Raw genomic sequence first — 24,967 nt, 5'->3', positions numbered from 1 at the left:
GCCTGCTCAGTCGCCCGCATCGGCAGCCGACAGGCCGGGCTTGCAATAGATCGAATAGACCAGCGCGATGACCTGACGGACCTCCTCGCTGGCGAGGCTGTAGTAGATCGTATTGCCGTCGCGCCGGGTCTTGACCAGCCGGTCGTCGCGCAGGCGGGCGAGCTGCTGCGAGATGGTCGGCTGACGGAGCGACAGGATCCGTTCCAGATCCGAGACGGAGCGCTCCTTCTCGGCGAGGAGACAGAGCACGATCAGCCGGCTCTCGTGCGACAGCGCCTTGAGGAAGTCGCTCGCCTCGCGCGCGCGGCGCATCAGCTGCTCGAGCTCCGGGGAGAACTCGGCGCCGTCCGCAAGCTTCTCCTCCAGGGAGAGCGACACGATGCGGTTCATGGAACGGTCTCACCCTTGTCTGCGGCCCGGTCGGCCTTGGCGATCATGGCGCCGAGCAGGCCCCAGAACATGCCGTCATCGGCATAGCCCGTGATCCGCCCGATCTCCCGGCCCCGATCGGCGAGCACGAAGGTCGGCGTGAACAGAAGCGGCGCCCTCAACGTCACCTCGGCCGGTGCGGCGTCGATGTCGACCCGGCGCAGCGGCGCGCGGCGACCTTCGTCGGTCCTGGCGTAGACCGGGCCGACCTCCCGTGTCCAGCGTGCGCACCAGGCGCAGCCGGGCCGTTCGACCATGATGAGTTCCCACGCCGCGGCCGGCGAGGCCGCCAGCAGGGCCGCCAGAAGCGGAAGCAGGGAGAGAATGCGCACTGGCGTGCTCCGGAATCGCGGCGCGGGCGTTGCGAAGGCCTGCGAATGGTGCATTATAACGAAAAGCGAATATAGTTTCGAGGGCGAACTGCGTGAGACCGGCGGCGCTCGGAATCGCCGGCCGGACGTGAGGCTGCGCCCGGTGCCGGCCTCCTTTGCCGGCTCCTCATCTCCGGATCTTCGTCATGGCTTTCGATGTGACCTGGTCGGCCGCCTTCGTGGCCGGTCTCCTGTCGTTCCTGTCGCCCTGCGTGCTGCCGCTGGTGCCGCCCTATCTCGCCTATCTGGCCGGGACGGCGCTGGAGAGCGGCGGGGGGGACGGGGAGGGGACGGCGCGGCCCGGACGGCTGATGCCGGTCGCCATGGCCTTCGTGCTCGGCTTCGCGACCGTCTTCATCGCCCTCGGAGCGACCGCCAGCCTGATCGGGCAGCTGCTCGCCACCCATATCCGCACGCTCTCCATCGCGGCCGGCATCGTGGTCGCCGTCATGGGGCTGCATTTCCTCGGGGTCCTGCGCATCCCGCTGCTCTACCGGGAGGCCCGCCTCTCGGTCGCCGGGCGGCCGGCGAGCCTGATCGGGGCCTATCTGGTCGGGCTGGCCTTCGGGTTCGGCTGGAGCCCCTGCGTCGGGCCGATCCTGACCACCGTGCTGATGCTCGCCGCCGACCAGGAGACCGCTTGGCGCGGCGGGCTGCTGCTGGCCGTCTATGCGGCCGGGTTGGGCGTGCCGTTTCTCGTCGTGGCGGCCTTCACCGGGCCGTCGCTCGCGCTGATGCGGCGTTTCCGGCGACATCTCGGCCTCGTCGAGAAGGCGACCGGCGTCTTTCTGGTCATCACCGGGCTGGTGCTGGCGACCGGGACCATGCCGGCCGTGGCGCAATGGCTGCTCGAGACATTCCCGGCGCTCGGCCGCATCGGCTGACGGTCCGGCCCATCAAGAACGACAGGGAGGAAGCCCATGATCGACCGTCGCCACCTGATTCTCGCCGGAACCGCGGCCGCACTTTTTCCCGGGTCCGCGCGGGCCGCGCCCGAATTGGACGAATCCGGTCTCTACCAGCTGCCCTGGTTCCTCGACAGCTTCCTCGATCTCGGCGAGGACCTGACCGCCGCGACGCGCGAGGGCAAGCGCTTCGTCATCCTTTGGGGGCTGAAGGGCTGCCCCTATTGCAAGGAACTGCACACGGTCAATTTCGCCATGCCAGAGATCGAGGCCTATGTGCGGGAGAATTTCGTGCTCCTGCATCTCAATCATATCGGCGCGCGCGAGGTGACCGATTTCGACGGGGCGAAGCTCGGCGAAAAGGCCTTCGGCGAAAAATACGGCATCCGCTTCACGCCGAGCCTGCAGTTCTTCCCCGAGACGGCCGACGGGCTGGCCGGCAAGGCGCCACTCGCCCGCGAGGTCGCGCGGGTGCCGGGCTACATGAAGCCCGAGCCGTTTCTGGCCATGTTCCGCTTCGTCCGCGAGAAGGGCTACGAGGCCGGCTCGTTTCAGGACTGGCTGAAGAAGCGCGGCGCCTGACGGCGTCGTGGCGGGCGTCAGGCCAGGGGAGAGCCGCCCGCTGCGGCAGCGGCAGCGGGCGGCGGAGGGTCACTTGTTGACCGGGCTGTCGCGCGAGAAGAGCAGGGCCACGGCGTCCTTCATCTGCTGTTCGCTGAGGAAGCGGGTGGCGCCGAAGCGCGGCATGTTGGTGCAGGCGAAGGCGGCCTGGGCGTTGTAGATCTTGGCATAGGCTTCCTTCGCGGCGTCCGGCGAGAAGTCGCGGGCCTTGCCGTAGCCGGTCAGGCTCGGGCCGAGCGTGCCGAAGCTGACCTCCTTCGGATCCAGCTGGTGGCAGGCGTAGCAGTTGCCGCCGTTGACCGTGTTCGGCTCGTCGGAGAACTGTCCGCCGCGGCCGTTATTGGCGAGCGCCTGGCCCTTCTTCCAGTCGCCGATGACCTGGCCGTCGGCCGGATAGACCACCGTGGCCCGGTTCATCTCCATGATCTTGCGGGCGACGTCCGGCGGCGGATTGTTGCGGTAGAGATTGCACAGCCGCTGCGTCTCGTCGGTTTCGATCCGCGTCTTCCATTCGTCCGGCTTCACCTTCGACCAGCTGGTCTTGGCGGCGGCATCGAAGCCGGCCGGCTCGGGATAGGTCTTGGCCTCCTGTGCGCCGGCCGGGAGGCCGGTGGCGAGGCCCGCTGCGACGGCCAGGGCGGCGACTGCGATGATGTGTCTGTTCATGGACCGTCTCCGTCAGCGCTTGATCGAGGGAACCTGCAGTTCGCCGTCCTTGGCGACTGCGACCAGGTAGACCTGCAGGGCGGTCACCATGTCGGAGCCGTAGTCGACGGAGGGCAGGCGTTGCTGGCGGAAGCAGTCCCACAGCCGGTGCTGCATGGTGCGCAGGGCGGTCTGCGAGACGCGGTAGGTCGGCCAGGAGCCGATCGATTCCTGGGCCGACTTGTTCGGCTTGGAGAAGTCCGGAAGGTTTGTCGTGCGGATGCGCAGGCCGGTCTCGCCGTGGCAGGTGGCGCAGGAGAAGTCCAGCACGCCGGAGCGGCGGTAGAACATCGCCTCGCCGAGCGCATACATGGCCTTCTCCTCCGGCTTGCCGAGCTGCGGCTCGAACGTCATGCCGGAGGACTTGTTGGCGATGAAGGCGGTCAGGTCCTCCATGTCGGACTCGACGCCGGGCCGGGAGAAGCGACGCTTGATCACATCGGCCGTGTCGAGGCCCTGGATCGTGGTCATGCACCAGAGCAGGCGCTGTTCGACATCCATGACCTTGCCGGCATCGGCGAAGAAGCGCGGCAGCCGCGCATAGGCGCCGTCGAGCTTGCCCGGTCCCTCGCCGAGATCGCAGGTCTCCAGGGTGGCGTTCTTGCTGCCGCGCCTGGTCGACCACAGCGCCTCGCCGCGATCCACGGCCAGAAAGCCGGGATTCGACATCGGATCGCTGATCATCTCCCGATAGCGCTGGATCTCCGCCTCGCTCGATGCGCCATCCTGCGCCTCTGCGCCCATGGCCGCGAACAGCGACATGAGTGCCGCCGCCGTCCAGCCGGCGATCCTCCCGTTGATCGGCATGTGTCCTCCTTGATTTTGCAAATTATTGATTATGCAGCGTTCTGCGGGCCGATGGCGGCCGCCCCGGAGGTCCCCGCATCCGGGACCTTGATCACCCCTCTTGAATATTCACCGATCATCATATAGTTCTTGAACCGATTTGAAAAGCAGGTCCCGCGGCAATCGCGGACGGAACGGGAGGCAGGAATGACGATGACGAGCGCGGGCATCACCCGCCGGCAGGCGATCGGCAGCGCGGCCATCGCCGTTTTCGCGGCAGCCCTGGCGCCGCGTCTGGCGCTGGCCGACGAGGCCGCCGTGGCGGCGGAACTGAAGAAGCTCTATGCCGACAAGCCGATGACGGAAGGGCGCATCAAGCTCGACGTGCCGCAGATCGCCGAGAACGGGCTGGTCGTGCCGTTGAACATCGACGTGGAAAGCCCGATGACGGCGGCCGATCATGTCAAGGCCGTGCATGTCTTCGCCGACGGCAACCCGCTGCCGCAGATCCTGACCTATCGGTTCACGCCCGAGAGCGGCAAGGCCTCGGCCTCGATCCGCATGCGTCTCGCCCAGACCCAGACCATCATCTGCGTCGCCGAGATGTCGGACGGCAGGCTCTACAGCGCCAAGGCCGGCGTCAAGGTGACCATCGGCGGCTGCGGCGGCTAGGAAGCCAGCGCCTGCCCCGAGACAAGACCGACAAGATTCAAGAGGAAACGTCCATGGCCACCAAGTCCCAGCCGCGTGTCCGCGTTCCGGCGACCGCCAAGGCCGGCGAGATCGTCGAGATCAAGACGCTGATCAGCCACGAAATGGAATCCGGCCAGCGCAAGGACGGCGACGGCAAGCCGATCCCGCGCAAGATCATCCACGCCTTCGAGGCAAGCTTCAACGGCAAGGTCTTCTTTGCCGCGACCTGGTATCCGTCGGTCTCGGCCAATCCGTACCAGTCCTTCTTCTACAAGGCGACGGAGACCGGTGAGTTCAAGTTCACCTGGAAGGACGACGACGGCTCCGAGTATGCCGCGACGGCCAAGATGACGGTCGCCTAAGACCTCTGCCGATACGGCCGGCCCCTGCGGCCGCGCGATTCCCTCCTCTGGCGGTGCCTGCCGCCGGAGCGGTCCTGGCCGTGCCCGCCGCAATGGCGGTGCCTGGAGACGGCATCCCATGGTCTCTCGTCGCGAATTCCTGCAGGCCGCCGCCGCGGCCGGCGCCCTGCTCGCCGGGTCCGGTCTCGGACCGCTCGGCCGGGTTGCTGCCCAACAGCGGCTGACGGAAGAAAGCCTGCTCGCCTTCCCGTCCTTCGGCAATGCCACCATCCTGCATCTGACCGACGTTCATGCCCAGTTGAAGCCGGTCTATTTCCGCGAGCCCTCGATCAATCTCGGGGTCGGCGAGGCGCGCGGCGTGCCGCCCCATCTGACCGACGCGGAATTCCGCGCCTGGTACAAGATCGCGGCCGGCAGCGCGGACGCCTATGCGCTGACCAGCGAGGATTTCGTCGGGCTGGCGAAGAGCTACGGCCGCATGGGCGGGATGGACCGCATCGCCGCCCTCATCAAGGCGATCCGGGCGGGCCGCGGCGCCGACGCGACCTTGCTGCTCGACGGCGGCGATACCTGGCAGGGCAGTTGGACGGCGCTGAAGACCCGCGCCGCCGACATGGCCGAGATCATGACCGCGCTCGGCGTGGAAGCCATGGTCGGCCATTGGGAGTTCACGCTCGGCGAGGAGCGCGTCAAGGAACTCGTCGACGCGCTGCCGTTCCCGTTCCTGGCGCAGAACATCCGCGACAACGAATGGCAGGAAAAGGTCTTCGAGCCGCGCAAGACCTTCGTCAAGGGGGGCGCCAGGATCGCCGTGATCGGCCAGGCCTTCCCACGCACGCCGATCGCCAATCCGCGCTGGATGATCCCGAAATGGGAGTTCGGCATCCGCGAGGAGGAGATGCAGCGCCAGGTCGACGAGGCCCGTGCCGAGGGCGCCGACTGCGTCGTGGTCCTGTCGCATAACGGCTTCGACGTCGACCGCAAGATGGCGAGCCGGGTCAAGGGCATCGACATCGTCCTGACCGCCCACACCCACGATGCGCTGCCCGAGGTGCTCAAGGTCGGCAACACGATCCTGGTCGCCTCCGGTTCGCACGGCAAGTTCGTCTCGCGGATCGACATCGATGCCGGCGGCGGGCGGATGAAGGGCTTCCGGCACCGGCTGATCCCGGTCTTCACCGACGCCATCCGGCCCGACGCCGAGATGGCCGCCCTGGTCGCCAAGTGGCGTGCCCCCTACGAGGCCGAACTCGGCCGGGAGCTCGGCCGGACCGAGTCGCTGCTCTACCGGCGCGGCAACTTCAACGGCACCTTCGACGACCTGATCGCCGGCGCGATGCTCAAGGAGCGCGACGCCGAGATCGCGCTCACCCCCGGCTTCCGCTGGGGCGCGACGCTGCTGCCGGGCGATCCGATCACCTTCGAGGCGCTCGCCAACGCGACCGCGATGACCTACCCCAACTGCTACCGCCAGCAGATGACCGGCGAACAGCTGAAGACCATCCTGGAGGATGTCGCCGACAACATCTTCCACCCCGATCCCTATTTCCAGGGCGGCGGCGACATGGTCCGGGTCGGCGGCATGGGCTACCGCATCGACGTGGCCAAGCCGATGGGCGAGCGCATCTCCGAGATGACCCATCTGGCCTCCGGCAAGCCGATCGACGCGGCCCGCAGCTATGTCGTGGCGGGCTGGGCGAGCGTCGGCCAGGGCGTCGAGGGGCCGCCGATCTGGGAGGTCGTCGCCGGCCATGTCGCGCGCGAGAAGACCATCCGTCTCGAACCCAACGCATCCGTGAAGGTGGTCGCCGGCTGAGCGCCCGACAAGGGGGCCGCGCGATCGGGGAGAAGCAACCATGAACCAGACAGCCAAGGGGCTCGACCGGCGCCGCCTGCTTGCCGCCTTAGGGGGCGGTGCCGCCCTCGGGGCCGGCGCCGCCGCCGGCATCGGCCTCACCGCCCGCCCGGCCGCCGCCGCGGCCGCCAAGCCGGATCCGGCGATCACTGAAGTGCAGGACTGGTCGCGCTTTCTCGGCGAGGGGGTCGCGGCGCATCCCTACGGCAAGCCGTCGAAATACGAGGCCCATGTCGTCAAGCGCGACGTGGAATGGCTGACGGCGGGCCGGGAATCCTCGGTCAACTTCACGCCGCTGCACGAGCTCGACGGCATCATCACCCCGAACGGACTGTGCTTCGAACGCCATCACGGCGGCATCGCGGAAGTCGATCCGGCCAAGCATCGACTGATGATCAACGGTCTGGTCGACCGGCAGCTCGTCTTCACGATGGACGACATCAAGCGCATGCCGCGCACCAACCGGATCTACTTCCTGGAATGCGCGGCCAATTCCGGAATGGAATGGCGCGGCGCGCAGCTGAACGGCTGCCAGTTCACCCACGGCATGATCCATAACGTCATGTATACGGGCGTGCCGCTGCGCCTCCTTCTGGAGGAGGCCGGCCTCAAGACCAACGCCAAATGGATCATGGTCGAGGGCGGCGACGCCGCGGGCATGAACCGCTCGATCCCGATCGAGAAGGCGCTCGACGACTGCCTGATCGCCTTCAAGATGAACGGCGAGGCGCTGCGGGCCGAGCAGGGCTATCCGCTGCGCATCGTCGTGCCCGGCTGGGAAGGCAACATGTGGGTCAAGTGGCTGCGCCGGATCGAGGTCGGCGACCAGCCCTGGCATGCGCGCGAGGAGACGTCGAAATATACCGACCTGCTCGCCGACGGCCGCTCGCGCCGCTTCACCTTCGTGATGGACGCGAAATCCGTCGTCACCAATCCGAGCCCGCAGGCGCCGCTGAAGTTCAAGGGACCCAACGTGCTGACCGGCATGGCCTGGTCGGGACGCGGCACCATCACGCGGGTCGACGTGACCCTCGACGGCGGCCGCAACTGGCGCACGGCCCGGCTCGACGGCCCGGTCCTGCCGCGCTCGGTCGCCCGCTTCTATGTCGATTTCGACTGGCAGGGCGAGGAACTGATGATCCAGTCCCGCGCCATGGACGACACCGGCTACGTCCAGCCGACCAAGGCGGAACTGCGCGCGGTGCGCGGCCTCAACTCCATCTACCACAATAACGGCATCCAGACCTGGCTGGTCCGCGCCAACGGGGAGACCGAGAATGTCGAGATTTCGTAAGGTCTTCGCCGCCGCGCTCGTGATTGCCGCGACGGCCGGCGCGGCCGAGGCCGGCCGGCTCGGCCTGGGCCGCGAGGCCCTGCCCGAGGAGGTCGCCGCCTGGGACATCGACATCCGTCCGGACGGACAAGGCCTGCCGCCCGGCAAGGGTTCGGTCAAGGAGGGCGAGGCGCTGTTCCTGGAGAAATGCGCCGCCTGCCACGGCGAATTCGGCGAGGGCGCGGCGCGCTGGCCGGTGCTCGCCGGCGGCTTCGGCAGCCTGAAGAGCGCCGCCCCGGAAAAGACCATCGGCTCCTTCTGGCCCTATGCCTCGACCTCCTTCGACTATATCCGCCGGGCCATGCCGTTCGGACAGGCGCAGACCCTGTCGAACGACGAGGTCTACGCGCTGATCGCGTTCCTGCTCTCCATGAATGATGTCGTGAAGGACGACTTCGTGCTCTCGCGCGACAATTTCACCGCCGTGAAGCTGCCCAACGAGGACGCCTTCTATCTCGACGACCGGGAGACGGCGGAGAAGCATTTCTGGCGCAAGGATCCGTGCATGACGGCCTGCAAGGACAAGGTCGAGATCACCGGCCGTGCGCGGGTGATCGACGTGACGCCCGACGACAAGGACAAATCGATGAAGGTGGAATGATATGCCTCGACGCCGGGTACTTTCCGGCGTCGAATTGGCCGGAGGGGCCGGGCATGACGATCGGAGGGGAGGCCGGTCCGATGCGACACACGAAGAAGGCGACCATCCTGCTGGCCGCGATGGCGGTGGATGCCGGGACCTCCGGCATCGTCTCGGGCGCGACCTCGCCGCCGCCGCCGCCGATCGCCCGCGTGGTCGAGGGCGACCGCGCGCTCGGCGAATACCTGTCCGGAGAGTGCGTCACCTGCCATCAGCTGTCCGGCAACTTCGACGGGATCCCGTCGATCGTCGGCTGGCCGGCGCCGTGGCTGGTCGAGGCGATGAACGACTTCAAATCGCACAAGCGCGCCAACCCGGTCATGCAGACCATCGCCGGCCGCTACTCGGCCGAGGAGATCGCGGCACTCGCGGTCTATTTCGAATCGCTGATGAAGCAGCCGCCGCATTGATCGAGCCGCCCCGCCGGACCGGCCGCGCCGGCCGGACAGCGGGGCCGGACGGCAACAGCCAATCGGGATCGGCCGGCACCGACGACCGGCCGGCGCGCATCGGGAGGAACACCATGCAGACTTCTCGCAGGTCTTTGTTGGGCGGGGCGCTCGCCTTCGCCGGGGCGGCCGCGATCGGCGCGCCGGCGGTGCGCGGACAGGGCAAGCCGCGCGTGGTGGTCATCGGCGGCGGTGCGGGCGGTGCCACGGCGGCGCGCTACATCGCCAAGGATTCCAAGGGCGCCGTCGACGTGACCCTGGTCGAGGAGGGCAAGACCTACCAGACCTGCTTCTTCTCCAATCTCTATCTCGGCGGCTTCCGGACCTACGAATCGATCGTGCACGGCTACGACCGCCTCGCGTCGGAGCACGGCATCCGGCTGGCCCAACAGCGGGCCGCCCGGATCGACCGCGACAAGAAGACAGTCCAGCTCGCCGATGGCTCGATCCTGCCCTACGACAGGCTGGTGGTCGCCCCCGGCATCGACCTCAAATACGACAGCGTGCCGGGCTGGAGCCGCGAGGCGGAGGAACTGATGCCGCATGCCTGGAAGCCGGGCCGGCAGACCCAGCTTCTGAAGGCCCGCCTCGACGCGGTCCCGGACGGCGGCCTGATCGTGATGGTGGCGCCGCCCAACCCCTACCGCTGCCCGCCGGGTCCCTACGAGCGTGTCTCGATGATGGCCCATCTGCTGAAGGCGACCGGCCGCACCAAGTGCAAGATCGTCATCCTCGACCCGAAGGACCGCTTCTCCAAGATGGGCCTGTTCCAGGAGGGCTGGGAGGCGCACTATCCGGGCATGATCGAGTGGCTGGCGCCGGGCGTGCACGATGGCATCAAGTCGGTCGATCCAAAGACCAACACCGTCGTGACCGGCTTCGAGACCTACCAGGCGGCGCTGGTCAACGTCATTCCGGCCCAGATGGCCGGCGCCATCGCGCGCGAGGCGGGGCTGGCCGGGGCGTCGGGCTACTGCGCCATCGACCCGGCCTCGATGAAATCCGCGGTCGATCCGAACGTCTTCGTGCTCGGCGACGCCTGCGTGGCCGGCGACATGCCGAAATCGGCCTTCTCGGCCAACAGCCAGGCCAAGGTGGCGGCGATGATCATCCGCGCCGAACTGACTGACAGTCGCGCCTTCCCGGCCCGCTACGCCAACACCTGCTGGAGCCTGATCGAGACCGACGACGGCGTGAAGGTCGGCGGCCGCTACGAGCCGACGCCGGAAAAGATCAAGGAGGTCGAGGGCTTCGTCTCCAAGACCGGCGAGAGCAAGGAACTGCGCCGGCAGACCTACGAGGAATCGGTCGGCTGGTATGCCGGCATCACGGCCGACATCTTTGGATAGAGCATCGTCCGATCTGAAGGGATCGGACGATGCTCTGCATGTTTCTGTATATGCAAGCTTTTTCCGATCGGAGCGGGCCGCTCCGATCGGACCTTGCTCTAAGCGCGAGCCGGGCGGATCGGCGGGAATCGGCCCGGGAGCGAGGCGGGACATGAGCGAGGCGGGACATCGGTCCCGCCTCGCTTGTCTGCGTCAGGCGGTCCGGCCGCTGCGCTCGATCGCCACGAAGGCGACGATCGCCACCGCGGCCAGGATGCCGAACAGCGTCAGGTCGCTGAGCCCGGTCAGTTCCGGCAGGCGCATCTTGCCCCATTTGGCGACGCTGATGACATTGTCGCGCAGCCACGGATAGGACAGGGCATAGAGGATGCCGCCGAGGATCATGCCGAAGAAGCCGACCGCGGCGTGGATGCTGCCCGATCCCATGGCGGCGATCGCGGTGCCCGGGCAGTAGCCGTAGAGCACCATGCCGATGCCGAAGATGCCGCCGCCGAGCGCGACCGCCAGCATGTTGGCATCCTTGATGTGATACTTGGCCAGCCCGCCGTCGATCAGGGCGAGCACGCCGATCCCGCCGACCAGGATGGCGGTCAGCATCACCTTCAGGACCGTGAAGTCCTGGAAGCGGAACTGATTGACGATGGTATCGAAGCTGGCGACGCGGCCGCGATGGAGCAGCCAGCCGAAGGCGAAGCCGAACAGCACGGCGAGGACGAGCGCGGCGGTACCGGAAACGGGGAGCGACATGGCGGCGGTCCTCAGGCCTTGCGGAACAGAAGGGCGGCGGTGACCAGCCCGGTGGCGAACATGGCGGCCAGGAAGGTCCAACCCGAAACGGCAAGCTGCAGTCCGCCCGAAATGCCGTTGCCGCTGGTGCAGCCGTTGGCGAGGCGGGCGCCGTACATCGCGATCAGGCCGCCCAGGAAGGCGACGGCGAGGCGCTTGGCCGGCGATCCGCCGAACCGCTCGCGCCAGACCGTCGGAACGACCTCGAAGCGGAAGCTGCCGGCGGCCAGAGCGGAGGCCATGCCGCCGAAGAAGGTGCCGACCAGGAACAGGGTGCCGTAGTCGAGCGTGAAGGGATTCGATTTCCAGTAGGCGTTCTGGGCGACGGCATCGGCGCCGAGGATCGGGGCGGCGGCACCGCCGGCGACCTGCGACAGGGCGGTCGTGATGCCGAGCGGCGCATTGACGACCGCGAAGGCCAACCAGCTGAGGACTCCGATCCCGACGCCGACCAGGTAGGGCGTCCAGTCGATGCGGATTCCGGTCACGGAGCGGGCATCGCCCGATGTTGCGGTGAGACTCATTTCGTCCTCCCTCCTGAGAAGAAGGGGATATTATAATATTAGGATTTTCTAACGCAATATGCCTGCGCGTACCCTCGTCCCGGCGGCGCCGGCATTCGGCACGGCGCCGGCCACCATCTCAGGACGCCTTGGTGCGCGCGGCGGCGAGTGCGATGACGCGGTCCAGTTCCGTGAATTTGAAAGGCTTCACCACCACCACGTCGATGCCGCTTTCCAGCGCCTCGGCGGTCGTCTGCGGCGTGGCGTCGGCCGTCAGGGCGACGATCGTGATCGACTTCGGGCGATCGGCTGTTTCCTGCCGGATCAGCCGGGCGGCGTCCATGCCGCCGAGCCGGGGCATCTGCAGGTCGAGGAGGGCGAGATCGAAGTCGTTGGCGCGGGCCCATTCGACGGCCTCCTGACCGTCGACGACGCAATGCGCGTTGTGACCCTTTCGCTTCAGCAGCGTCTCCATGAGCATGCGCGACACCGGTACGTCCTCGGCGACCAGGATCGTCAGCGGCAGTGGGGCGTCGATAGGATCCGCCGGGGTTCCGCACTCCGAGGCCGCCGGCAATTCGGCGGAGGGCAGCGGCAGCGTCAGCCGGAAGCGGGTGCCCCCGCCCGGATTGTCGTCGATCGTGACAGTCCCATCCATCAGGCGGACCAGTCGCCGGCTGATCGCAAGACCGAGGCCGGTTCCGCGCAGGCCCTGTTCGTTCAGCCGCTCCAATTGACGGAACGGTTCGAACACCTTCTCCCGGTCCCCGGCCGGAATGCCCGGTCCGGTATCGGCGACGACGAGTTCGATCCCGCCTCCGTCCGGTAGGCATGCGGCCTGGAGCAGGATCTGACCGTCATCGGTGAACTTGGCGGCGTTTCCGGCGATGTTGATCAGAATCTGGCGGATGCGGATCAGATCGCCGCGGCGCGAGCCGATATCCGGAGCGACCTCGGTCCGGATCGTCACCGGCTTGGTGCCGACCAGTCCACGGGCGATCGCGGCAACCTGCTCCACGCAGTCCTTGACGTCGAACGGCGCCTGCGACAGGGCCATCTCGCCGGCTTCGAGCTGGCTGAAATCCAGGACGTCCGTGACGAGCGCCGAAAGGTGCTCGGAGGAGGCGACGATCGTCGCCGCATAGCCGGCGGCCCGGCCGCCGATCGGTTCCTCGGAAAGCAGGCGCGCATAGCCCGTGATGGCGACCAGAGGCGTGCGCAATTCGTGGCTCATGGTCGCGACGAACTGGGTCTTGGCCCGGTTCGCGGCGTCGGCGGCCTCCGCCAGCAGTTTCAGCCGCTCGCGACCGGCGGCCAGTTCGGCTTCGCGGCGGCGCTGCTCGGTGACCTCCACCCGGATCGCCACGGTGTCGCCGGCCTCGGTGCGGCGCTGGGTGATCGTGAATGTCCGGTCGCCGAAAGCGCGGAACTCGTAGTTCGGCTCGACCGCCTCGAACAGGCGCTGTCGCGCCGCCACATAGTCTTCCGGGTGCTTGCCCGCATCCGGGAAGGTGCCGATTGCGACGCCCCTGCGGACGAGGTCCTCATGCGCGCGTCCGATCGCCTCGGCGGGGCTATCGAGGCCGACGAAGGCAAGAAATGCGCGGTTGCATGCGACCAGGCGCCCAGACGGGTCGTACATGGTGAAGGCATCCGGCAGGGCGTCGACCGCCTCTCTCAGCCGCCTCTCCGAAGCGGTCGAGCGGCGCTGCTCGGCGGCGAGATGGTTCTGAGACCGCCAGACCAGCGCGGCCATCAGCAGGATCGAGAGGGTGGCGAGCGCGCCAACGGTCAACAGGGCCGGAACATGGATCAGGGATGCGACCTTGCTGCGGGCCATCTCGGCGGAGACGAGCAGGGGGAAGCCCTCGACGGCCCGCAGACTGACGAGGGCGGACTGATCCGCCTGGAAGACCCCCTGGCCGCCCGCCGCATCCAGGGCGGCGACCGTGGCTGAAAAGTCCGGATTGTCTGCCAGGGCTTGTTCGACGTCGTCCGATTGCGCCCGAAGGACGCCGTCGCGACCGATCAGGCGCAGGCAGATCGGCTGGTTGCCGATCGTCTTGGACCAGAAGCGTTCGAAGAAATGGGGGTCGAGGGAGGCGACGACGACGCCGACGAGGCTGCCGTCCGCCCTTTCGATCCGTCGTGTGATCTGGATCGACCAACGCTTCGAGACCCGGCCGACGACCGGTTTGCCGACAAAGAGCCCTTCGGTCTTCCGGTCGAGGTGGACACGGATATGCTCGCGATCGGCGACCGACGTGACATTCGGATCCGGTCCCCTGTCGGTCCCGAGCGTGAGGCCCTGCGGATCGACGAAAGCAAGCTGGACCAACAGATCGAGATCGATAACCTTGCGCTGGACCAGGCGGCGGAGGGCGTCCGGAGACGGGTCGTCGGCGATCCCGCTCGCCGCGAAGCGCAGCACGTCGTCGATCGATCGGATCACGCGAAGGGCCTGCTCGGAGAAGATCGCGGCAGTTGTGGTAACATCTTGCCGTGTCGCGTCTTCGGCCCTGCGTTCATCGATGTAGAGAACGCCGAAGACCGCAGCCCAGGCCACAGCAATCAGGGCCGCGGCAACGGCCAGAATCAGCCCGCGCGGTTCGAGACGGTGCCTTGCGACGTTCATCGTGCCTGCTCGTCGTTGTTGGAATTGTTCTAGCATTTCAGATCGGGACCGGTTGCAGGGCTCATGTCATCGCGGCCTCGAAATCCGACTTTGTCATTGCCAAATCATTTCGTGAAACCACCCCCTATTCATGAAAGGGGGTGGCGTGCCACTTGCCGAAGGACTATGTGATAACGGCTGGCTATGGACTCAGCCGGGCGACTCGCCACCATGGCGAAGTCCGTTGGCTTTCTCCTTTATCCGGGATGCAGGCGTGAGTTTTCCCGTTCTCGTCGTCGACGACGATCCGATCACCCGCGAAGTCTATGCCACTGCCTGCCGGCAGGAGGGATTCGAAGTCCATGAGGCCGCTACGGTAGCCGAGGCCCGTAATCTCTGCCTGACAGTGCAGCCGAGCGTCGTGGTGCTGGATCTGGTCCTGCCGGACGCGTCGGGATTGGAAATCATCCGCACGTTCCGAGATTTCCGTTTCGGCATCCTGGTCGTTTCCGCGCGCGGGGAGCCGCTCGATCGGATCGTGGCGCTGGAGCTCGGGGCGGACGACTTCCTGGTGAAGCCGGTCGTCCTGCGCGAAATGGTGGTGCGGGTCCGTCGCATCCGCGAGCGCCTGTTCGGCACCGAAGTCGCCCGCGTCAGCGACGTGGTCTACCGGTTCGGCCCATTCCGTCTCGATCTGAAGCGGCAGGAACTGACCGTCGACGGCAAGCCGGTCGAATTGACGCGCGGGCAGTTTCGGCTTCTGGAACTTTTCGTCGATCAGGCCGACGCGGCCCTGACGCGCGCCCAGATTTCGATTGCGCTGCATGGTCACGGCGGGCGCTCCGACAACCGATCGGTCGATGTGCTGGTCAGCAAGTTGCGGACGGCCCTGTCCGCCCATGGCGGCGAGGATTATCTGAAAAGCGTCCGCGGGCTCGGCTATCGTTTCGCGGTCCCCGTCGAAACCGTCTCGGCCGGACCGACCCGCGGCGAAACCGGATGGCAGGCCTGAGGCTTCCGTCATCCGGAATGCTTGGCAATCCGCGCCTTCAATCCGCGAACCGCCGCATCGACCAATCCGCACAGGGCGTCGATCTCTCCCGCGGCGGGTGACAATCCCTTGCCCATCGTCTCGATACGGCGCGCACCGGCTTCGGCGGCCCGGGCTCCGAACAGGGCCAGCATGCCGGTCAACCGGTGTGCGGCCGCGCGCCGCTGATCATCGTTCCCGGCCGAGACCGCCGCGGCAATTTCGGCAAGTAGGCCGCCGGCGTCGACCTCGAGCTTGTCGACCAGTTCGGTCAGCCGGGGCGCGCCGACGACCGCGATCAGGGCCAGAATGCTATCATCGTCGAAATCGGGCATCGATACTTCGCTTCTTCAGCCGAGGCTCGTTCCTGAACGGGATATGCCTCGGATCCGGACGACAGCACGCAATGGGACAACGCGAGGCCACACCCCTGGTCCGGCACGGCGGCGGTCAGTCGGAGCGGACCCGCCTTCCGAGACTATCGGCACGGAAGGCCGGATCGCGCGTCGGGCAGATGTCCGTCCCCGTACAGGCGAACCTGATCGGAACCAGGGCCACGACCTCGCGGCACGGTCCGGAAAGCATTATTACAGCACGACGTAGCGAAACAATCGACCCTGGGTTGAGTAGTCAATAAATATCTGTTTTGTAATAGTATTTTACGGTACAAATCAGAAAATATGCAGAAACAAATTGAAATGCCATGTAATTAAAGAGAATTCAATAAGAATATCCTCCCAATCAGTACCGCGGAATGTGCATCCGTAGGAATACATACTACCGATCTCGGTTTGGTTGACTTCCAGCGAAGCCCGAATAGTTGATGGGGAAGCAATGCCATGCCCGGAGCCGATCGGGTCACCCGCGCCGCAGGTGAAAGGGAGGCGGAGATGCGGACCACGAGACGAACGCAGCGCTCGCGGCATCAGTCTTCGCGGAAGGAGCGTGCCATCTGATCGGTCAACGGCTTCAACAGGAAGGACAATGCCGTACGTTCGGCTGTCTTCAGGTGGACCTCGGCCGGCATGCCGGGAACGAGACGCGTCTCGGCCGAAACGGCGGTACCGCCACCGTCGAGCTTGAGCCTCGCAAGGTAATAGGAAATGTTCAACTGCGGGTCGCGTTGCAGGTCCGCCGAGATGAAGATCACCCGCGCGGAGACTTCCGGCGTCGTTTGCTGATTGAAGGCGCTGAGCCGGATCGCCGCCGGCTGGCCGATACTGATCCGGTCAACCTCCTGCGGCGAAATGCGGGCCTCCACCACCAGGCTGTCCTCGGCGGGAACGATCGTCATCAGCGGCTCGCCGGCGCCGATCACGCCGCCGACCGTGTGGAGCGCCAGTTCGTGAACAACACCGTTGCGCGGGCTGCGGATGTCGACCCGCTTCAGGATGTCGACCGCCGCGGTACGACGTTCGGCGAGTTCCGCGCTGCGCGCCTGGACGTCGCTGAGGAGCCGGGAGGCCTCAGAACGCACGTCCTGGTCGATTTGGATCGCCTGCAGGGCGATTTCGGCGATCCGGCCGCGGCTCTGCGCGATCGACGCGACGAGGCGGCCGCGGTCGCCGTCGAGGCGGGCGGCGTCGCGCTCGAGCGCGGTCAGGCGGGTCAGCGGCGTCAGCTTCTTCTGGAACAGTTCGCGCACGCCCTCCAGTTCGATGCCGATCAACTCGGTCTCGCGCCGGTTGGCGGCGAGCTGTGCCTCCAGCCCGGAAATCTCGTTCTCAAGCTGCCGGCTGCGCTCCACCAATTGCGACTTCTGGCCGGCGCGCGCCTCGCGCCGGTTCTCGAACAGCCGCGTCTCGGCGGCAAGTATTGCGGCGACCGCCGGATCGCCGCCGCGTTCGGCCAGGTCCGGCGGAAAGAAGAGTCGCTCGAGATCCTGCTGTTCGGCGCGCAGGCGGGTCTCGACGGCAGCCAACTGGTCGAGCTGGCCGGACAGAACCTGGAGATTGGCACGGGCTTGCGTCTCGTCGAGCCGGACCAGGATGTCGCCCTCCGCGACGTGGTCGCCGTTCTTCACGCGAATTGCCGCGACCACGCCGCCGCTCGGGTGCTGGACCTTCTTGCTGTAGCTGTCGACGACGAACACCCCCTGCGCGATCACCGCACCGGCCAGTGGCGTGATCGCCGCCCAACTGCCCAGGCCGCCGATGAGCCCGACGACGGCCAGGAGGACGAGTCGCACCAGCCGCGCAATCCGGCGGGTCGCGGCAATATCCGGATCGATCGGGATGGCGGGACCGGACGCCGTCATGGCGCCTCCGGCCGCGGTTCGCGCCGGTCGGCCAACGCCGTGACGGTCGCGCCGGTCGAGGCCGCACCGGTCGTCGCCTCGGCAGCGGGGACACGGCCCGGCGGCCGGACTGTCGCGCGCAGCACCTCGTCCTTGGGCCCGATCGCGGCAAGACGGCCGTTCTGCACGAGCGCGACCTTGTCGAGCGCGGCCAGCGCGCTCGGCCGATGTGCGACCACAACGGCGATGCCGCCGCGTGCCCGGACGCCCCGGATCGCCTCGGCCAGCGCTGCCTCGCCATCCGCGTCGAGATTGGAATTCGGTTCGTCGAGCACGACCAGGAACGGGTCCCCGTAGAGAGCCCGGGCGAGCGCGATGCGCTGGCGCTGGCCGGCCGAGAGCGCCAGGCCGCCCTCGCCGATGCGTGCATCGTAGCCGCCGGGCTGGCGCAGGATCAGGTCGTGCACACCCGCGGCCCGGGCCGCGGCCACCAGCGCTTCCGGAGCGGGCGACGGATCGAACCGGGCGATGTTCTCCGCGATGGTGCCCTCGATCAGCGCGATCTCCTGCGGCAGGTAGCCGATCGCCCGGCCGATCGCATCCGGCGCCCAATGGTCGTGTGTCGAGCCGTCGAGCCGGACCGTGCCGCGTCGCGGCGGCCAGACGCCGACCAGGGCGCGCATCAGCGAGGACTTGCCCGACGCGCTCGGTCCGATCACGCCGAGCCCGTCGCCGGCCGAAAGGCGGAACGAGACATCGGCCAGGATGGCGCGGTCCTGTCCGGGCGCGGCCAAGTGCAGCCCGTCCACGACGAGGTCCCGGGTCGGCAGGGGCAGGGAGGTGGCGGGCTCCGGCCGGTCGAAACGCGCCAGCGTCTCGCCGAGCCGGGCATAGCTGTCACGAGCGGCCAGGAAACCGCGCCAATTGGCGATCGCCACCTCGATCGGGGCCAGCGCTCGGGTCACGGTGATCGACGCGGCCAGGATGATGCCCGGCGTCGCCTCCTGGTGGATGACCAGCCAGGCGCCGATGCCCAGAATGATGGATTGCAGGAACAGGCGCAGGACCCGCGAGATGGCGCCGAGCAGGTTGCCGGTCAGGCTTGCGGTCTCGCTCGCCGTCACGAAGCGTGCGGCGCGCTCGGCGAAACGCTCGCCGAGCCGGCCGCGCATGCCCAGAGCTGCCACCGTTTCGGCCTGCCTCCGGGCCGTGTCGGCCAGTGCATTGCGGGCAGCTCCCGCAAAGGCGGCGTCGCGCACGGGCTCGCGGCTCAGCCGTTCGGCGAGCGCCGTCAGGGCCACGATGACCAGCGCGCCGATCAAAGCGGCCACGCCGAGGGCCGGATGGATCAGAAAGACCAGGGCGAGCAGCAGCGGCGACCAGGGCAGGTCGACCAGGGCGGCCGGGCCGAGACCGGCGGCGAAGCTGCGGATCTGGTCGAGGTCGCGCAGCGGCGTGCCGGCCGCGACCGCGTCGGCCCCGGCAAGCGACAGGCCGAGGGAGGCGTCAAAGACCGGCCGGCGCAGCTGCTGGTCGATGCGCCCGGCGATCGCGGCGAGCAGGCGCAGGCGCAACTGGTCGAAGACCGCGTAGCAGACATAGAGCAGGGCCAGCAGGACGGTCAGCCCGATCAGCGTCGAGACGCTGCGCGCCGGGATGACGCGATCATAGACCTGCAGCATGTAGACCGAGCCGGACAGCGACAGGAGATTGACCATTGCGCCCGCCAGCGCGACGCCGACGAAGCCCGCGCGGCTGCGGCGCAGGATGTCGGCCGGGCCGACCCCGGCCCCGGCCGCGCGCATCTCGCCTGTCCGGCCTCCCGACGACGGCCCCATCCGATCCCCTCGGCCGTCCTTCGGCCTTCAGCGTTGTATGCGCGACAGACTACAGGAGAATCCTGCCAAAAGTCTTCCGAACGGGCCTGGGGCTGCATATCGCGCCCGGTCCCATCCGAAGAGACCATAGCCTTGCGGCCGCCGCGCCGGTGTCGCATTCATGACTGCGAGATCTCCTTCAACCCGCCCCCGGGATGCCATGCCGATCTGTCGCCGCTCCCTGCTCCGCCTGCTGGTGGCCGCCCCGGCGGGCGTCATCGCGTTCGGGCGCCGCGCATCCGCCCAGACCGGAGGACCCGTGTCGCCGCTTCATGATGCCGTCGCTGCCGGCGATGCCCCCGCCCTCCGCCGCCTGATCGCCGCCAAGGTACCGCTCGACGCCCGCGACGCAGGCGGCCGGACCGCCCTCCTGGTCGCCACCCATCAGGACCGGGTCGAAATCGCCCGGCTGCTGATCGAGGCCGGCGCGGACGTGAACGCCAAGGACGCCATCTCCGACAGCCCCTATCTCTATGCGGCCGCGGAGGGGCGGCTCGACATTCTGCGGCTGACGCTGGCCCATGGCGCCGATCTTGCGGCCACCAACCGCTATGGCGGGACCGGTCTGATCCCGGCCGCCCATCACGGCCATGTCGAGGCGGTGCGCATCCTGCTCGGCACGCGGATCGACCGCGACCACGTCAACCGGCTCGGCTGGACGGCGCTGCTCGAAGCCATTGTGCTCGGCGACGGCGGGCCGGCCCATACCGAGATCGTCCGCCTGCTGGTCGAGGGCGGGGCCGACCCGAACCTCGCCGACGGCAACGGCGCCCGCCCGCTCCGGCTGGCGCGCGAGCGCGGCCAGACCGCGATCGCCGCCATCCTGGAACGGGCCGGCGCCAGGCCTTGACCCGCACCATCGCTTCGGCCACAGCACCGATCCCCGCCCGGAAGCCAGACGGATCCCCGCCTTGACCCGCACCCTGTCCGCCGCCTCCATCGCCCTGGCGGCTCTCGTCGCCGTCGTGCCGCCGGCCGCCGCCGATCCTGCGATCGAAGCGCGCATCGACGCGCTGATCGCCCGCATGACGCTCGCCGAGAAGATCGGCCAGCTGACGGTCGAATCGCACGGCCCCTTCGGCACGCGCGAGCGGATCGCCACCGGCGAGATCGGCAACGTCATCAACTACGCCAATGCCGGCGAGACGACCGACGTGCAGGCCGAGGCCGCGAAAAGCCGGCTCGGCATCCCGCTCCTGACCGGCCTCGACGTGCTGCATGGATATCGGACCCTGTTCATGGTCCCGCTCGGCCAGGCGGCGAGCTTCGATCCCGACCTGAACCGCCGGGCCGCGGAGGCGATCGCGCGCGAGACGACGCTGCAGGGCGTCAACTGGACCTATGCGCCGATGGTCGATATCGGCCGCGATCCGCGCTGGGGCCGGGTCGTCGAAGGCGCCGGCGAGGATCCCTGGCTGGCGTCGCGCATGGCGGCGGCCCGCGTCACCGGCTATCGGGCCGGCGGGCTGGTGGTGACGCCGAAGCATTTCGTCGGCTACGGGGCGCCGGCGGCCGGGCTCGACTATGCGCCGGCCGACATGTCCGAGGCGACGCTCCGGGACGTCTACCTGCCGCCGTTCCGCGCCGCGGTCGAGGCCGGCGCTGAGGCGATCATGCCGGCGCTGAGCGCCCTCAACGGCATTCCGGCCAGCGTCGACGGCCGTCTCCTGACCGGGGTCCTGCGTGGCGAATGGGGCTTCCGCGGCTTCGTTGTCTCCGACTGGGGCGCCATCGACCAGCTCGGCAACCACGGCATCGATCCCGACCGCGCCGTCATGGCGCGCAAGACTTTCGCGGCCGGCATCGACATGGACATGGCCTCGGGCACCTACCGCACGCGCTTCGCCGAGGAGGTCGCGGCCGGCCAGGTGTCGGAGGCCGCGATCGATGCTGCGGTGCGCCGGGTGCTGCGGGTCAAGTTCGAGGCCGGGCTCGACACACGCAAGCCGATCCCCTGGAAGGAGGCCGAGGCCGGCATGCTGGCGCCGGCGACGCGCGAACTCGCCGTCGAGGTCGCCCGCCGCAGCATCGTGATGCTGGAGAACCGGCGCGAGACGCTGCCGATCGAGGGGCGCCGCAAGGTGCTGCTGGTCGGCGCGCTGGCTGACATCGCGCGCGAGCATGTCGGGCCGCACGCGGCGCAGTACCGGGAGCAGGATGTCGTCACCATCCGCCGGGCGCTGGCCGAGCGGGCCGCCAGGGCCGGCATGGCCTTCGACTTCCAGCCCGGCTGCGATGCCTTCTGCACCGACGAACGCGGCTTCGGGGCGGCGGTCCGGGCGGCCAGGGCGGCCGACGTGATCGTGGCCGTCCTGGGCGAGCCGGGCGACATTGCCGGCGAGGCGGCCTCGCGCGCCGATCCGAACCTGCCGGGCCGCCAGCAGGCCTTGCTGGAGCGTCTGGTCGCGACCGGCAAGCCGGTCGTGCTGGTGATCATGGCCGGCCGCCCGCTGATCGTGCCCTGGGTGGCCGAGCATGTCTCCGCCCTGCTGACCACCTGGTATCCGGGCACCTACGGCTCGCGCGCCCTGGCCGAGATCCTGTTCGGCGACACCGCGCCGTCCGGCCGGCTGCCGATGACCTGGCCGCGCCATCCCGGCCAGATCCCGATCAGCTACGATCGCCTGCGCTCCGGCCGGCCGGCCGAGCGGGACCAGAAATTCACCTCGAAATATGTCGATGTCGACTGGACGCCGCAATTCGCCTTCGGGCACGGCCTGTCGACGACCCGCTTCGCCTATGACGGCCTGCGCCTCGATCGGACCGAGGTCGGCACCGACGGCCGGCTGACCGCCACGGTCACGGTCACCAATACCGGTCGGCGGGCGGGCCGCGAGGTGGTGCAGCTCTATGTGCGCGACGTGCAGGCGAGCCGGGTCCGGCCTGACCGGCAGCTGAAGGGCGTCGCCAGCGTCGATCTGGCGCCCGGCGAGGCGAAGCCGGTTTCGATCCCGATCGATGTCGCCGATCTCGGCTTCCACGATGAGACCGGCACCTACCGGGTCGAGGCCGGGCGCTTCGAGATCTTCGTCGGCGGCTCGTCCGAGGCCAGCCTGTCGGTCGCCTTCACGGCCACCGGCCCGGATCTCGTCCGCCCGCCGGCAAGCCGCTGAGGGCGAGGCGCCCCGGCTGGCCCGGGGCGGATGGTTCGCGTTGGGCCTGTCGCTTGCAGACGACCGGGGGCGGTCAGGGGACGACCAGCACCTTGCCCTTGACCTTGCGGGATGCGATCGCCTCGAGGGCGGCGGCGGTCTCGTCCAGCGGATAGGTGGCGTGAATGTGCGGCTTCAGCTGACCGGCCGCGATCCAGTCCATGATCTGGGCCATGTTGTCGGCATGGTCTTCCGGTTCGCGCAGGATCGACTCGCCCCAGAACACGCCGCGCAGGTCGCAGCCCTTGAGCAGCAGCAGGTTGAGCGGTATGCGCGGGATCTCGCCAGCCGCGAAGCCGACCACCAGGAGCCGCCCGCGCCATGCCAGCGCCCGCACCGCCGGCTCGGTATATTTGTCGCCGACCGCATCATAGACCACGTCGACGCCGCGCCCGTCGGTCAGTTCCCGCAGCCGGAGCTTGAGGTCTTCCTGGTCGTAGGCGATCACCTCGTGGGCGCCCATCTCGCGGCAGAAATCGAGCTTCTCGGACGACGAGCAGGCGATCACCCGGGCGCCCATCAGCCGGCCGATCTCGATCGCCGCCTGGCCGACGCCGCCGGAGGCGCCGAGCACCGCCAGCGTCTCGCCCTCGACCATGTCGGCGCGGTTGCGCAGGGCATGCATGGTGGTGCCGTAGGTGACCACGACGGCAGCCGCCTGCTCGAAGCCGACCGCATCGGGAATGGTGATCAGGTCCTCGGCCGGGACCACGGTCTTTTCCCGGCAGGCATTCCATTTCGAATAGACGACGACCCGCTCGCCGATCAGGGTCGGATCGGTATCCGGACCGACCGCCTCGACCTCGCCGGCCAGCTCACCGCCCGGCGAGAAGGGCAGGGCGGGTTTGTACTGGTACTTGTCCCGGATCGCGAGCGTATCGTAAAAATTGAGACCGGCCGCACGCACGCGGACGAGGGCCTCGCCGGGACCGGGCACCGGCTCGGGAATGTCCTCGACGGTCAGGCTCGACGGCGGGCCAAAGGCCCGGCACAGAACAGCTTTCACGGTTTCGACCCCCCAGCGCTCCCGCTCATTAAGGTTCTGTTAACACGAGGGCAGGCCGTGCGGAAGGCGGTGAAATTGGCAGTATTTCAGTCAGGTCTCCAGCCGCCCCATGGCTGGCTGCTCGTCCCGCGACAGGCGCCGGCCGGTCCGCTCCACGGCCCGCAGCACCCGCAGCAGATTGCCGCCCATCAGGTCGGCGAGATCCGGATCGCTCCAGCCGCGGCGGACGAGTTCGGCGATCAGTTCGGGGAAGCGCGAGACATCCTCCAGCCCGACCACCGGCGGGCCGCCGAAGAAATCGGAGCCGATGCCGACATGCTTCCGGCCGGCCCGGGCGGCCATGTAGTCGATATGGTCGCAGACCTCGCCGATCGAGGCGCGCGGCCAGGGACCGAGCTCCGCCCGGCGCGCCGGCATGGCGGCGGACCAGTCCACGTCCGGCCGCGTCTTGCCGAACTCGTCCTTCATCGGCCGCATCCAGTCGCGCGAGGCCTGCGAGACGAAGTCCGGCACGAAGGTCGCCATGACGATGCCGCCATTGGCGGGGATTCGGGCGAGCACGTCGTCGGGGACATTGCGCGGGTGGTCGCAGAGCGAGAACGCATTGCAATGGGTGAAGGCGACCGGCGCCCGGGTCACGTCGAGCACGCGGCGCATGGCGTCGTGCGAGGTGTGCGCCAGGTCGACCATCATGCCGAGCCGGTTCATCTCGCGCACCACGGCTTCCCCGAACGGGGCGAGCCCGCCGTGGCGCGGCGCGTCGGTGGTCGAATCGACCCAGTCGAGCGTCTCGTTGTGGCAGAGCGTCATGTAGCGCGCGCCGAGGTCGTAGAAGGTGCGCAGCATTTCGAGGCTGTTTTCCAGGCCGACGCCGCCCTCGACCGCGATGAAGCTGGCGATCCGCCCCTCGCGCTTCGCCCGCATCACGTCGGCAGCCGAGCGGGCCGGCCGGAAGGTCTCCGGGTGGGCGGCCTCCATGCGGCGGATCAGATCGATCTGCTCCAGCGTCGTGCGGGCCGGATGCGGCACATGGGTCGGAATGAAGGCGGCCCAGAACTGCGCGGCCAGTCCGCCGGCCCTGAGGCGCGGAATGTCCGTATCGCGACCTTGGCGGGCCTGATCGAGGCGGGCCTTGTGCACGTCGCCGGCCGCCTCCGCATCGATTCGGATGACCCATGGCAGGTCGTTGTGCCCATCGACCAGAGGAAAACGCGCGATCAGCTCGCGGGCATGGGCGAGGGCGGCGTCGGCATTCGGCATCGGAC

Annotated in this window: 24 protein-coding genes; 12 read left to right on the top strand and 12 right to left on the bottom strand. The window is 68.3% G+C overall.

Features of this window, described 5'->3' with window-relative positions; translation table 11 throughout:
• Positions 1–6: 6 nt before the first annotated feature.
• Positions 7–390: an ArsR/SmtB family transcription factor gene (locus KL771_RS08725; RefSeq protein WP_054359863.1), complete on the bottom strand. Its 384-nt coding sequence runs from the start codon at positions 388–390 to the stop codon at positions 7–9.
• Positions 387–761, bottom strand: a complete 375-nt coding sequence (locus KL771_RS08720; protein WP_261968163.1) for a hypothetical protein — start codon at positions 759–761, stop codon at positions 387–389. The genes KL771_RS08725 and KL771_RS08720 overlap by 4 nt, the downstream gene beginning before the upstream one ends.
• A 185-nt stretch (positions 762–946) precedes the next feature.
• Here KL771_RS08720 and KL771_RS08715 point away from each other — a divergent pair, with 185 nt between their 5' ends.
• On the top strand, positions 947–1,684 hold the full coding sequence (locus KL771_RS08715; RefSeq protein ID WP_261968162.1) for a cytochrome c biogenesis CcdA family protein: 738 nt from the start codon (positions 947–949) through the stop codon (positions 1,682–1,684).
• Positions 1,685–1,720: 36 nt separating this feature from the next.
• Positions 1,721–2,287, top strand: a complete 567-nt coding sequence (locus KL771_RS08710) for a thioredoxin family protein (protein ID WP_261968161.1) — start codon at positions 1,721–1,723, stop codon at positions 2,285–2,287.
• A 69-nt stretch (positions 2,288–2,356) separates the two neighbouring features.
• Here the strand turns inward: KL771_RS08710 and soxX are convergent, their stop codons facing one another.
• Together soxX and soxA are read right to left on the bottom strand one after the other, a co-directional pair.
• Entirely contained in the window at positions 2,357–2,992 is a 636-nt protein-coding gene (gene soxX, locus KL771_RS08705; RefSeq protein WP_261968160.1) for a sulfur oxidation c-type cytochrome SoxX, read from the bottom strand.
• Between the two features lie 12 nt (positions 2,993–3,004).
• Positions 3,005–3,793, bottom strand: a complete 789-nt coding sequence (soxA, locus tag KL771_RS08700; protein WP_261968526.1) for a sulfur oxidation c-type cytochrome SoxA — start codon at positions 3,791–3,793, stop codon at positions 3,005–3,007.
• A gap of 231 nt (positions 3,794–4,024) precedes the next feature.
• Between soxA and soxY the strand changes: the two genes are divergently transcribed.
• The 7 genes from soxY to KL771_RS08665 all read left to right on the top strand — a co-directional run bounded on the left by soxY (position 4,025) and on the right by KL771_RS08665 (position 10,498).
• Entirely contained in the window at positions 4,025–4,489 is a 465-nt protein-coding gene (soxY, locus tag KL771_RS08695) for a thiosulfate oxidation carrier protein SoxY (RefSeq protein ID WP_261968159.1), read from the top strand.
• A gap of 53 nt (positions 4,490–4,542) precedes the next feature.
• Positions 4,543–4,872, top strand: a complete 330-nt coding sequence (gene soxZ, locus KL771_RS08690; protein WP_261968158.1) for a thiosulfate oxidation carrier complex protein SoxZ — start codon at positions 4,543–4,545, stop codon at positions 4,870–4,872.
• A 118-nt stretch (positions 4,873–4,990) separates the two neighbouring features.
• The gene (gene soxB / locus KL771_RS08685; protein ID WP_261968157.1) at positions 4,991–6,688 is read left to right on the top strand and encodes a thiosulfohydrolase SoxB; all 1,698 of its coding nucleotides are present in this window, start codon (positions 4,991–4,993) and stop codon (positions 6,686–6,688) included.
• A 40-nt stretch (positions 6,689–6,728) separates the two neighbouring features.
• On the top strand, positions 6,729–8,021 hold the full coding sequence (gene soxC / locus KL771_RS08680; protein ID WP_261968156.1) for a sulfite dehydrogenase: 1,293 nt from the start codon (positions 6,729–6,731) through the stop codon (positions 8,019–8,021).
• Positions 8,005–8,661, top strand: a complete 657-nt coding sequence (locus tag KL771_RS08675) for a c-type cytochrome (RefSeq protein ID WP_261968155.1) — start codon at positions 8,005–8,007, stop codon at positions 8,659–8,661. The genes soxC and KL771_RS08675 overlap by 17 nt, the downstream gene beginning before the upstream one ends.
• Before the next feature lie 80 nt (positions 8,662–8,741).
• Entirely contained in the window at positions 8,742–9,110 is a 369-nt protein-coding gene (locus KL771_RS08670; RefSeq protein ID WP_261968154.1) for a c-type cytochrome, read from the top strand.
• Between the two features lie 113 nt (positions 9,111–9,223).
• Positions 9,224–10,498 carry an NAD(P)/FAD-dependent oxidoreductase gene (locus tag KL771_RS08665; RefSeq protein WP_261968153.1) on the top strand — a complete coding sequence of 425 codons (1,275 nt, stop codon included), beginning with the start codon at positions 9,224–9,226 and terminating at the stop codon, positions 10,496–10,498.
• A gap of 192 nt (positions 10,499–10,690) precedes the next feature.
• On the opposite strand, the gene KL771_RS08660 is transcribed toward KL771_RS08665, so the two are convergent.
• The 3 genes from KL771_RS08660 to KL771_RS08650 form a co-directional block, all read right to left on the bottom strand.
• The gene (locus KL771_RS08660; RefSeq protein WP_261968152.1) at positions 10,691–11,245 is read right to left on the bottom strand and encodes a YeeE/YedE family protein; all 555 of its coding nucleotides are present in this window, start codon (positions 11,243–11,245) and stop codon (positions 10,691–10,693) included.
• Positions 11,246–11,256: 11 nt separating this feature from the next.
• Positions 11,257–11,808 (bottom strand): YeeE/YedE family protein, encoded by a 552-nt coding sequence (locus KL771_RS08655; RefSeq protein WP_261968151.1) that lies wholly within the window; start codon positions 11,806–11,808, stop codon positions 11,257–11,259.
• Between the two features lie 118 nt (positions 11,809–11,926).
• Positions 11,927–14,422, bottom strand: a complete 2,496-nt coding sequence (locus KL771_RS08650; protein ID WP_261968150.1) for an ATP-binding protein — start codon at positions 14,420–14,422, stop codon at positions 11,927–11,929.
• 145 nt (positions 14,423–14,567) lie between these two features.
• Here KL771_RS08650 and KL771_RS08645 point away from each other — a divergent pair, with 145 nt between their 5' ends.
• Positions 14,568–15,413 carry a response regulator transcription factor gene (locus tag KL771_RS08645; protein WP_261968149.1) on the top strand — a complete coding sequence of 282 codons (846 nt, stop codon included), beginning with the start codon at positions 14,568–14,570 and terminating at the stop codon, positions 15,411–15,413.
• Positions 15,414–15,421: 8 nt separating this feature from the next.
• Here the strand turns inward: KL771_RS08645 and KL771_RS08640 are convergent, their stop codons facing one another.
• The 3 genes from KL771_RS08640 to KL771_RS08630 form a co-directional block, all read right to left on the bottom strand.
• Positions 15,422–15,766: an Hpt domain-containing protein gene (locus tag KL771_RS08640; RefSeq protein WP_261968148.1), complete on the bottom strand. Its 345-nt coding sequence runs from the start codon at positions 15,764–15,766 to the stop codon at positions 15,422–15,424.
• 590 nt (positions 15,767–16,356) lie between these two features.
• Positions 16,357–17,688: an HlyD family type I secretion periplasmic adaptor subunit gene (locus tag KL771_RS08635; protein WP_261968147.1), complete on the bottom strand. Its 1,332-nt coding sequence runs from the start codon at positions 17,686–17,688 to the stop codon at positions 16,357–16,359.
• The gene (locus tag KL771_RS08630; RefSeq protein ID WP_261968146.1) at positions 17,685–19,472 is read right to left on the bottom strand and encodes a type I secretion system permease/ATPase; all 1,788 of its coding nucleotides are present in this window, start codon (positions 19,470–19,472) and stop codon (positions 17,685–17,687) included. The genes KL771_RS08635 and KL771_RS08630 overlap by 4 nt, the downstream gene beginning before the upstream one ends.
• A 232-nt stretch (positions 19,473–19,704) precedes the next feature.
• Here KL771_RS08630 and KL771_RS08625 point away from each other — a divergent pair, with 232 nt between their 5' ends.
• Together KL771_RS08625 and KL771_RS08620 are read left to right on the top strand one after the other, a co-directional pair.
• Positions 19,705–20,394, top strand: coding sequence for an ankyrin repeat domain-containing protein (locus tag KL771_RS08625; protein ID WP_390866567.1), 690 nt, complete (start codon positions 19,705–19,707; stop codon positions 20,392–20,394).
• A gap of 61 nt (positions 20,395–20,455) precedes the next feature.
• The gene (locus tag KL771_RS08620; RefSeq protein ID WP_261968144.1) at positions 20,456–22,657 is read left to right on the top strand and encodes a glycoside hydrolase family 3 N-terminal domain-containing protein; all 2,202 of its coding nucleotides are present in this window, start codon (positions 20,456–20,458) and stop codon (positions 22,655–22,657) included.
• Between the two features lie 73 nt (positions 22,658–22,730).
• Here the strand turns inward: KL771_RS08620 and KL771_RS08615 are convergent, their stop codons facing one another.
• On the bottom strand, positions 22,731–23,702 hold the full coding sequence (locus tag KL771_RS08615; RefSeq protein ID WP_261968143.1) for an NADPH:quinone oxidoreductase family protein: 972 nt from the start codon (positions 23,700–23,702) through the stop codon (positions 22,731–22,733).
• A gap of 90 nt (positions 23,703–23,792) precedes the next feature.
• Entirely contained in the window at positions 23,793–24,962 is a 1,170-nt protein-coding gene (locus tag KL771_RS08610) for a dipeptidase (RefSeq protein WP_261968142.1), read from the bottom strand.
• Positions 24,963–24,967 lie beyond the last annotated feature (5 nt).

Origin of the sequence: Prosthecodimorpha staleyi, from assembly GCF_018729455.1 — a bacterium.
Classification (GTDB): domain Bacteria; phylum Pseudomonadota; class Alphaproteobacteria; order Rhizobiales; family Ancalomicrobiaceae; genus Prosthecodimorpha; species Prosthecodimorpha staleyi.
This window is presented reverse-complemented; position numbering and strand designations above follow the sequence as displayed.

Coding starts and splice junctions, on each gene's coding strand:
- soxZ (WP_261968158.1), top strand. CDS start 4,543: ATGGCCACCAAGTCCCAGCCGCGTGTCCGCGTTCCGGCGACCGCCAAG.
- KL771_RS08665 (WP_261968153.1), top strand. CDS start 9,224: ATGCAGACTTCTCGCAGGTCTTTGTTGGGCGGGGCGCTCGCCTTCGCC.
- KL771_RS08630 (WP_261968146.1), bottom strand. CDS start 19,472: ATGCGCGCGGCCGGGGCCGGGGTCGGCCCGGCCGACATCCTGCGCCGC.
- KL771_RS08635 (WP_261968147.1), bottom strand. CDS start 17,688: ATGACGGCGTCCGGTCCCGCCATCCCGATCGATCCGGATATTGCCGCG.
- KL771_RS08610 (WP_261968142.1), bottom strand. CDS start 24,962: ATGCCGAATGCCGACGCCGCCCTCGCCCATGCCCGCGAGCTGATCGCG.
- soxB (WP_261968157.1), top strand. CDS start 4,991: ATGGTCTCTCGTCGCGAATTCCTGCAGGCCGCCGCCGCGGCCGGCGCC.
- KL771_RS08650 (WP_261968150.1), bottom strand. CDS start 14,422: ATGAACGTCGCAAGGCACCGTCTCGAACCGCGCGGGCTGATTCTGGCC.
- KL771_RS08660 (WP_261968152.1), bottom strand. CDS start 11,245: ATGTCGCTCCCCGTTTCCGGTACCGCCGCGCTCGTCCTCGCCGTGCTG.
- KL771_RS08675 (WP_261968155.1), top strand. CDS start 8,005: ATGTCGAGATTTCGTAAGGTCTTCGCCGCCGCGCTCGTGATTGCCGCG.
- KL771_RS08670 (WP_261968154.1), top strand. CDS start 8,742: ATGCGACACACGAAGAAGGCGACCATCCTGCTGGCCGCGATGGCGGTG.
- soxY (WP_261968159.1), top strand. CDS start 4,025: ATGACGATGACGAGCGCGGGCATCACCCGCCGGCAGGCGATCGGCAGC.
- KL771_RS08640 (WP_261968148.1), bottom strand. CDS start 15,766: ATGCCCGATTTCGACGATGATAGCATTCTGGCCCTGATCGCGGTCGTC.
- soxC (WP_261968156.1), top strand. CDS start 6,729: ATGAACCAGACAGCCAAGGGGCTCGACCGGCGCCGCCTGCTTGCCGCC.
- soxX (WP_261968160.1), bottom strand. CDS start 2,992: ATGAACAGACACATCATCGCAGTCGCCGCCCTGGCCGTCGCAGCGGGC.
- KL771_RS08655 (WP_261968151.1), bottom strand. CDS start 11,808: ATGAGTCTCACCGCAACATCGGGCGATGCCCGCTCCGTGACCGGAATC.
- KL771_RS08715 (WP_261968162.1), top strand. CDS start 947: ATGGCTTTCGATGTGACCTGGTCGGCCGCCTTCGTGGCCGGTCTCCTG.
- KL771_RS08725 (WP_054359863.1), bottom strand. CDS start 390: ATGAACCGCATCGTGTCGCTCTCCCTGGAGGAGAAGCTTGCGGACGGC.
- KL771_RS08625 (WP_390866567.1), top strand. CDS start 19,705: ATGCCGATCTGTCGCCGCTCCCTGCTCCGCCTGCTGGTGGCCGCCCCG.
- soxA (WP_261968526.1), bottom strand. CDS start 3,793: ATGTCGCTGTTCGCGGCCATGGGCGCAGAGGCGCAGGATGGCGCATCG.
- KL771_RS08710 (WP_261968161.1), top strand. CDS start 1,721: ATGATCGACCGTCGCCACCTGATTCTCGCCGGAACCGCGGCCGCACTT.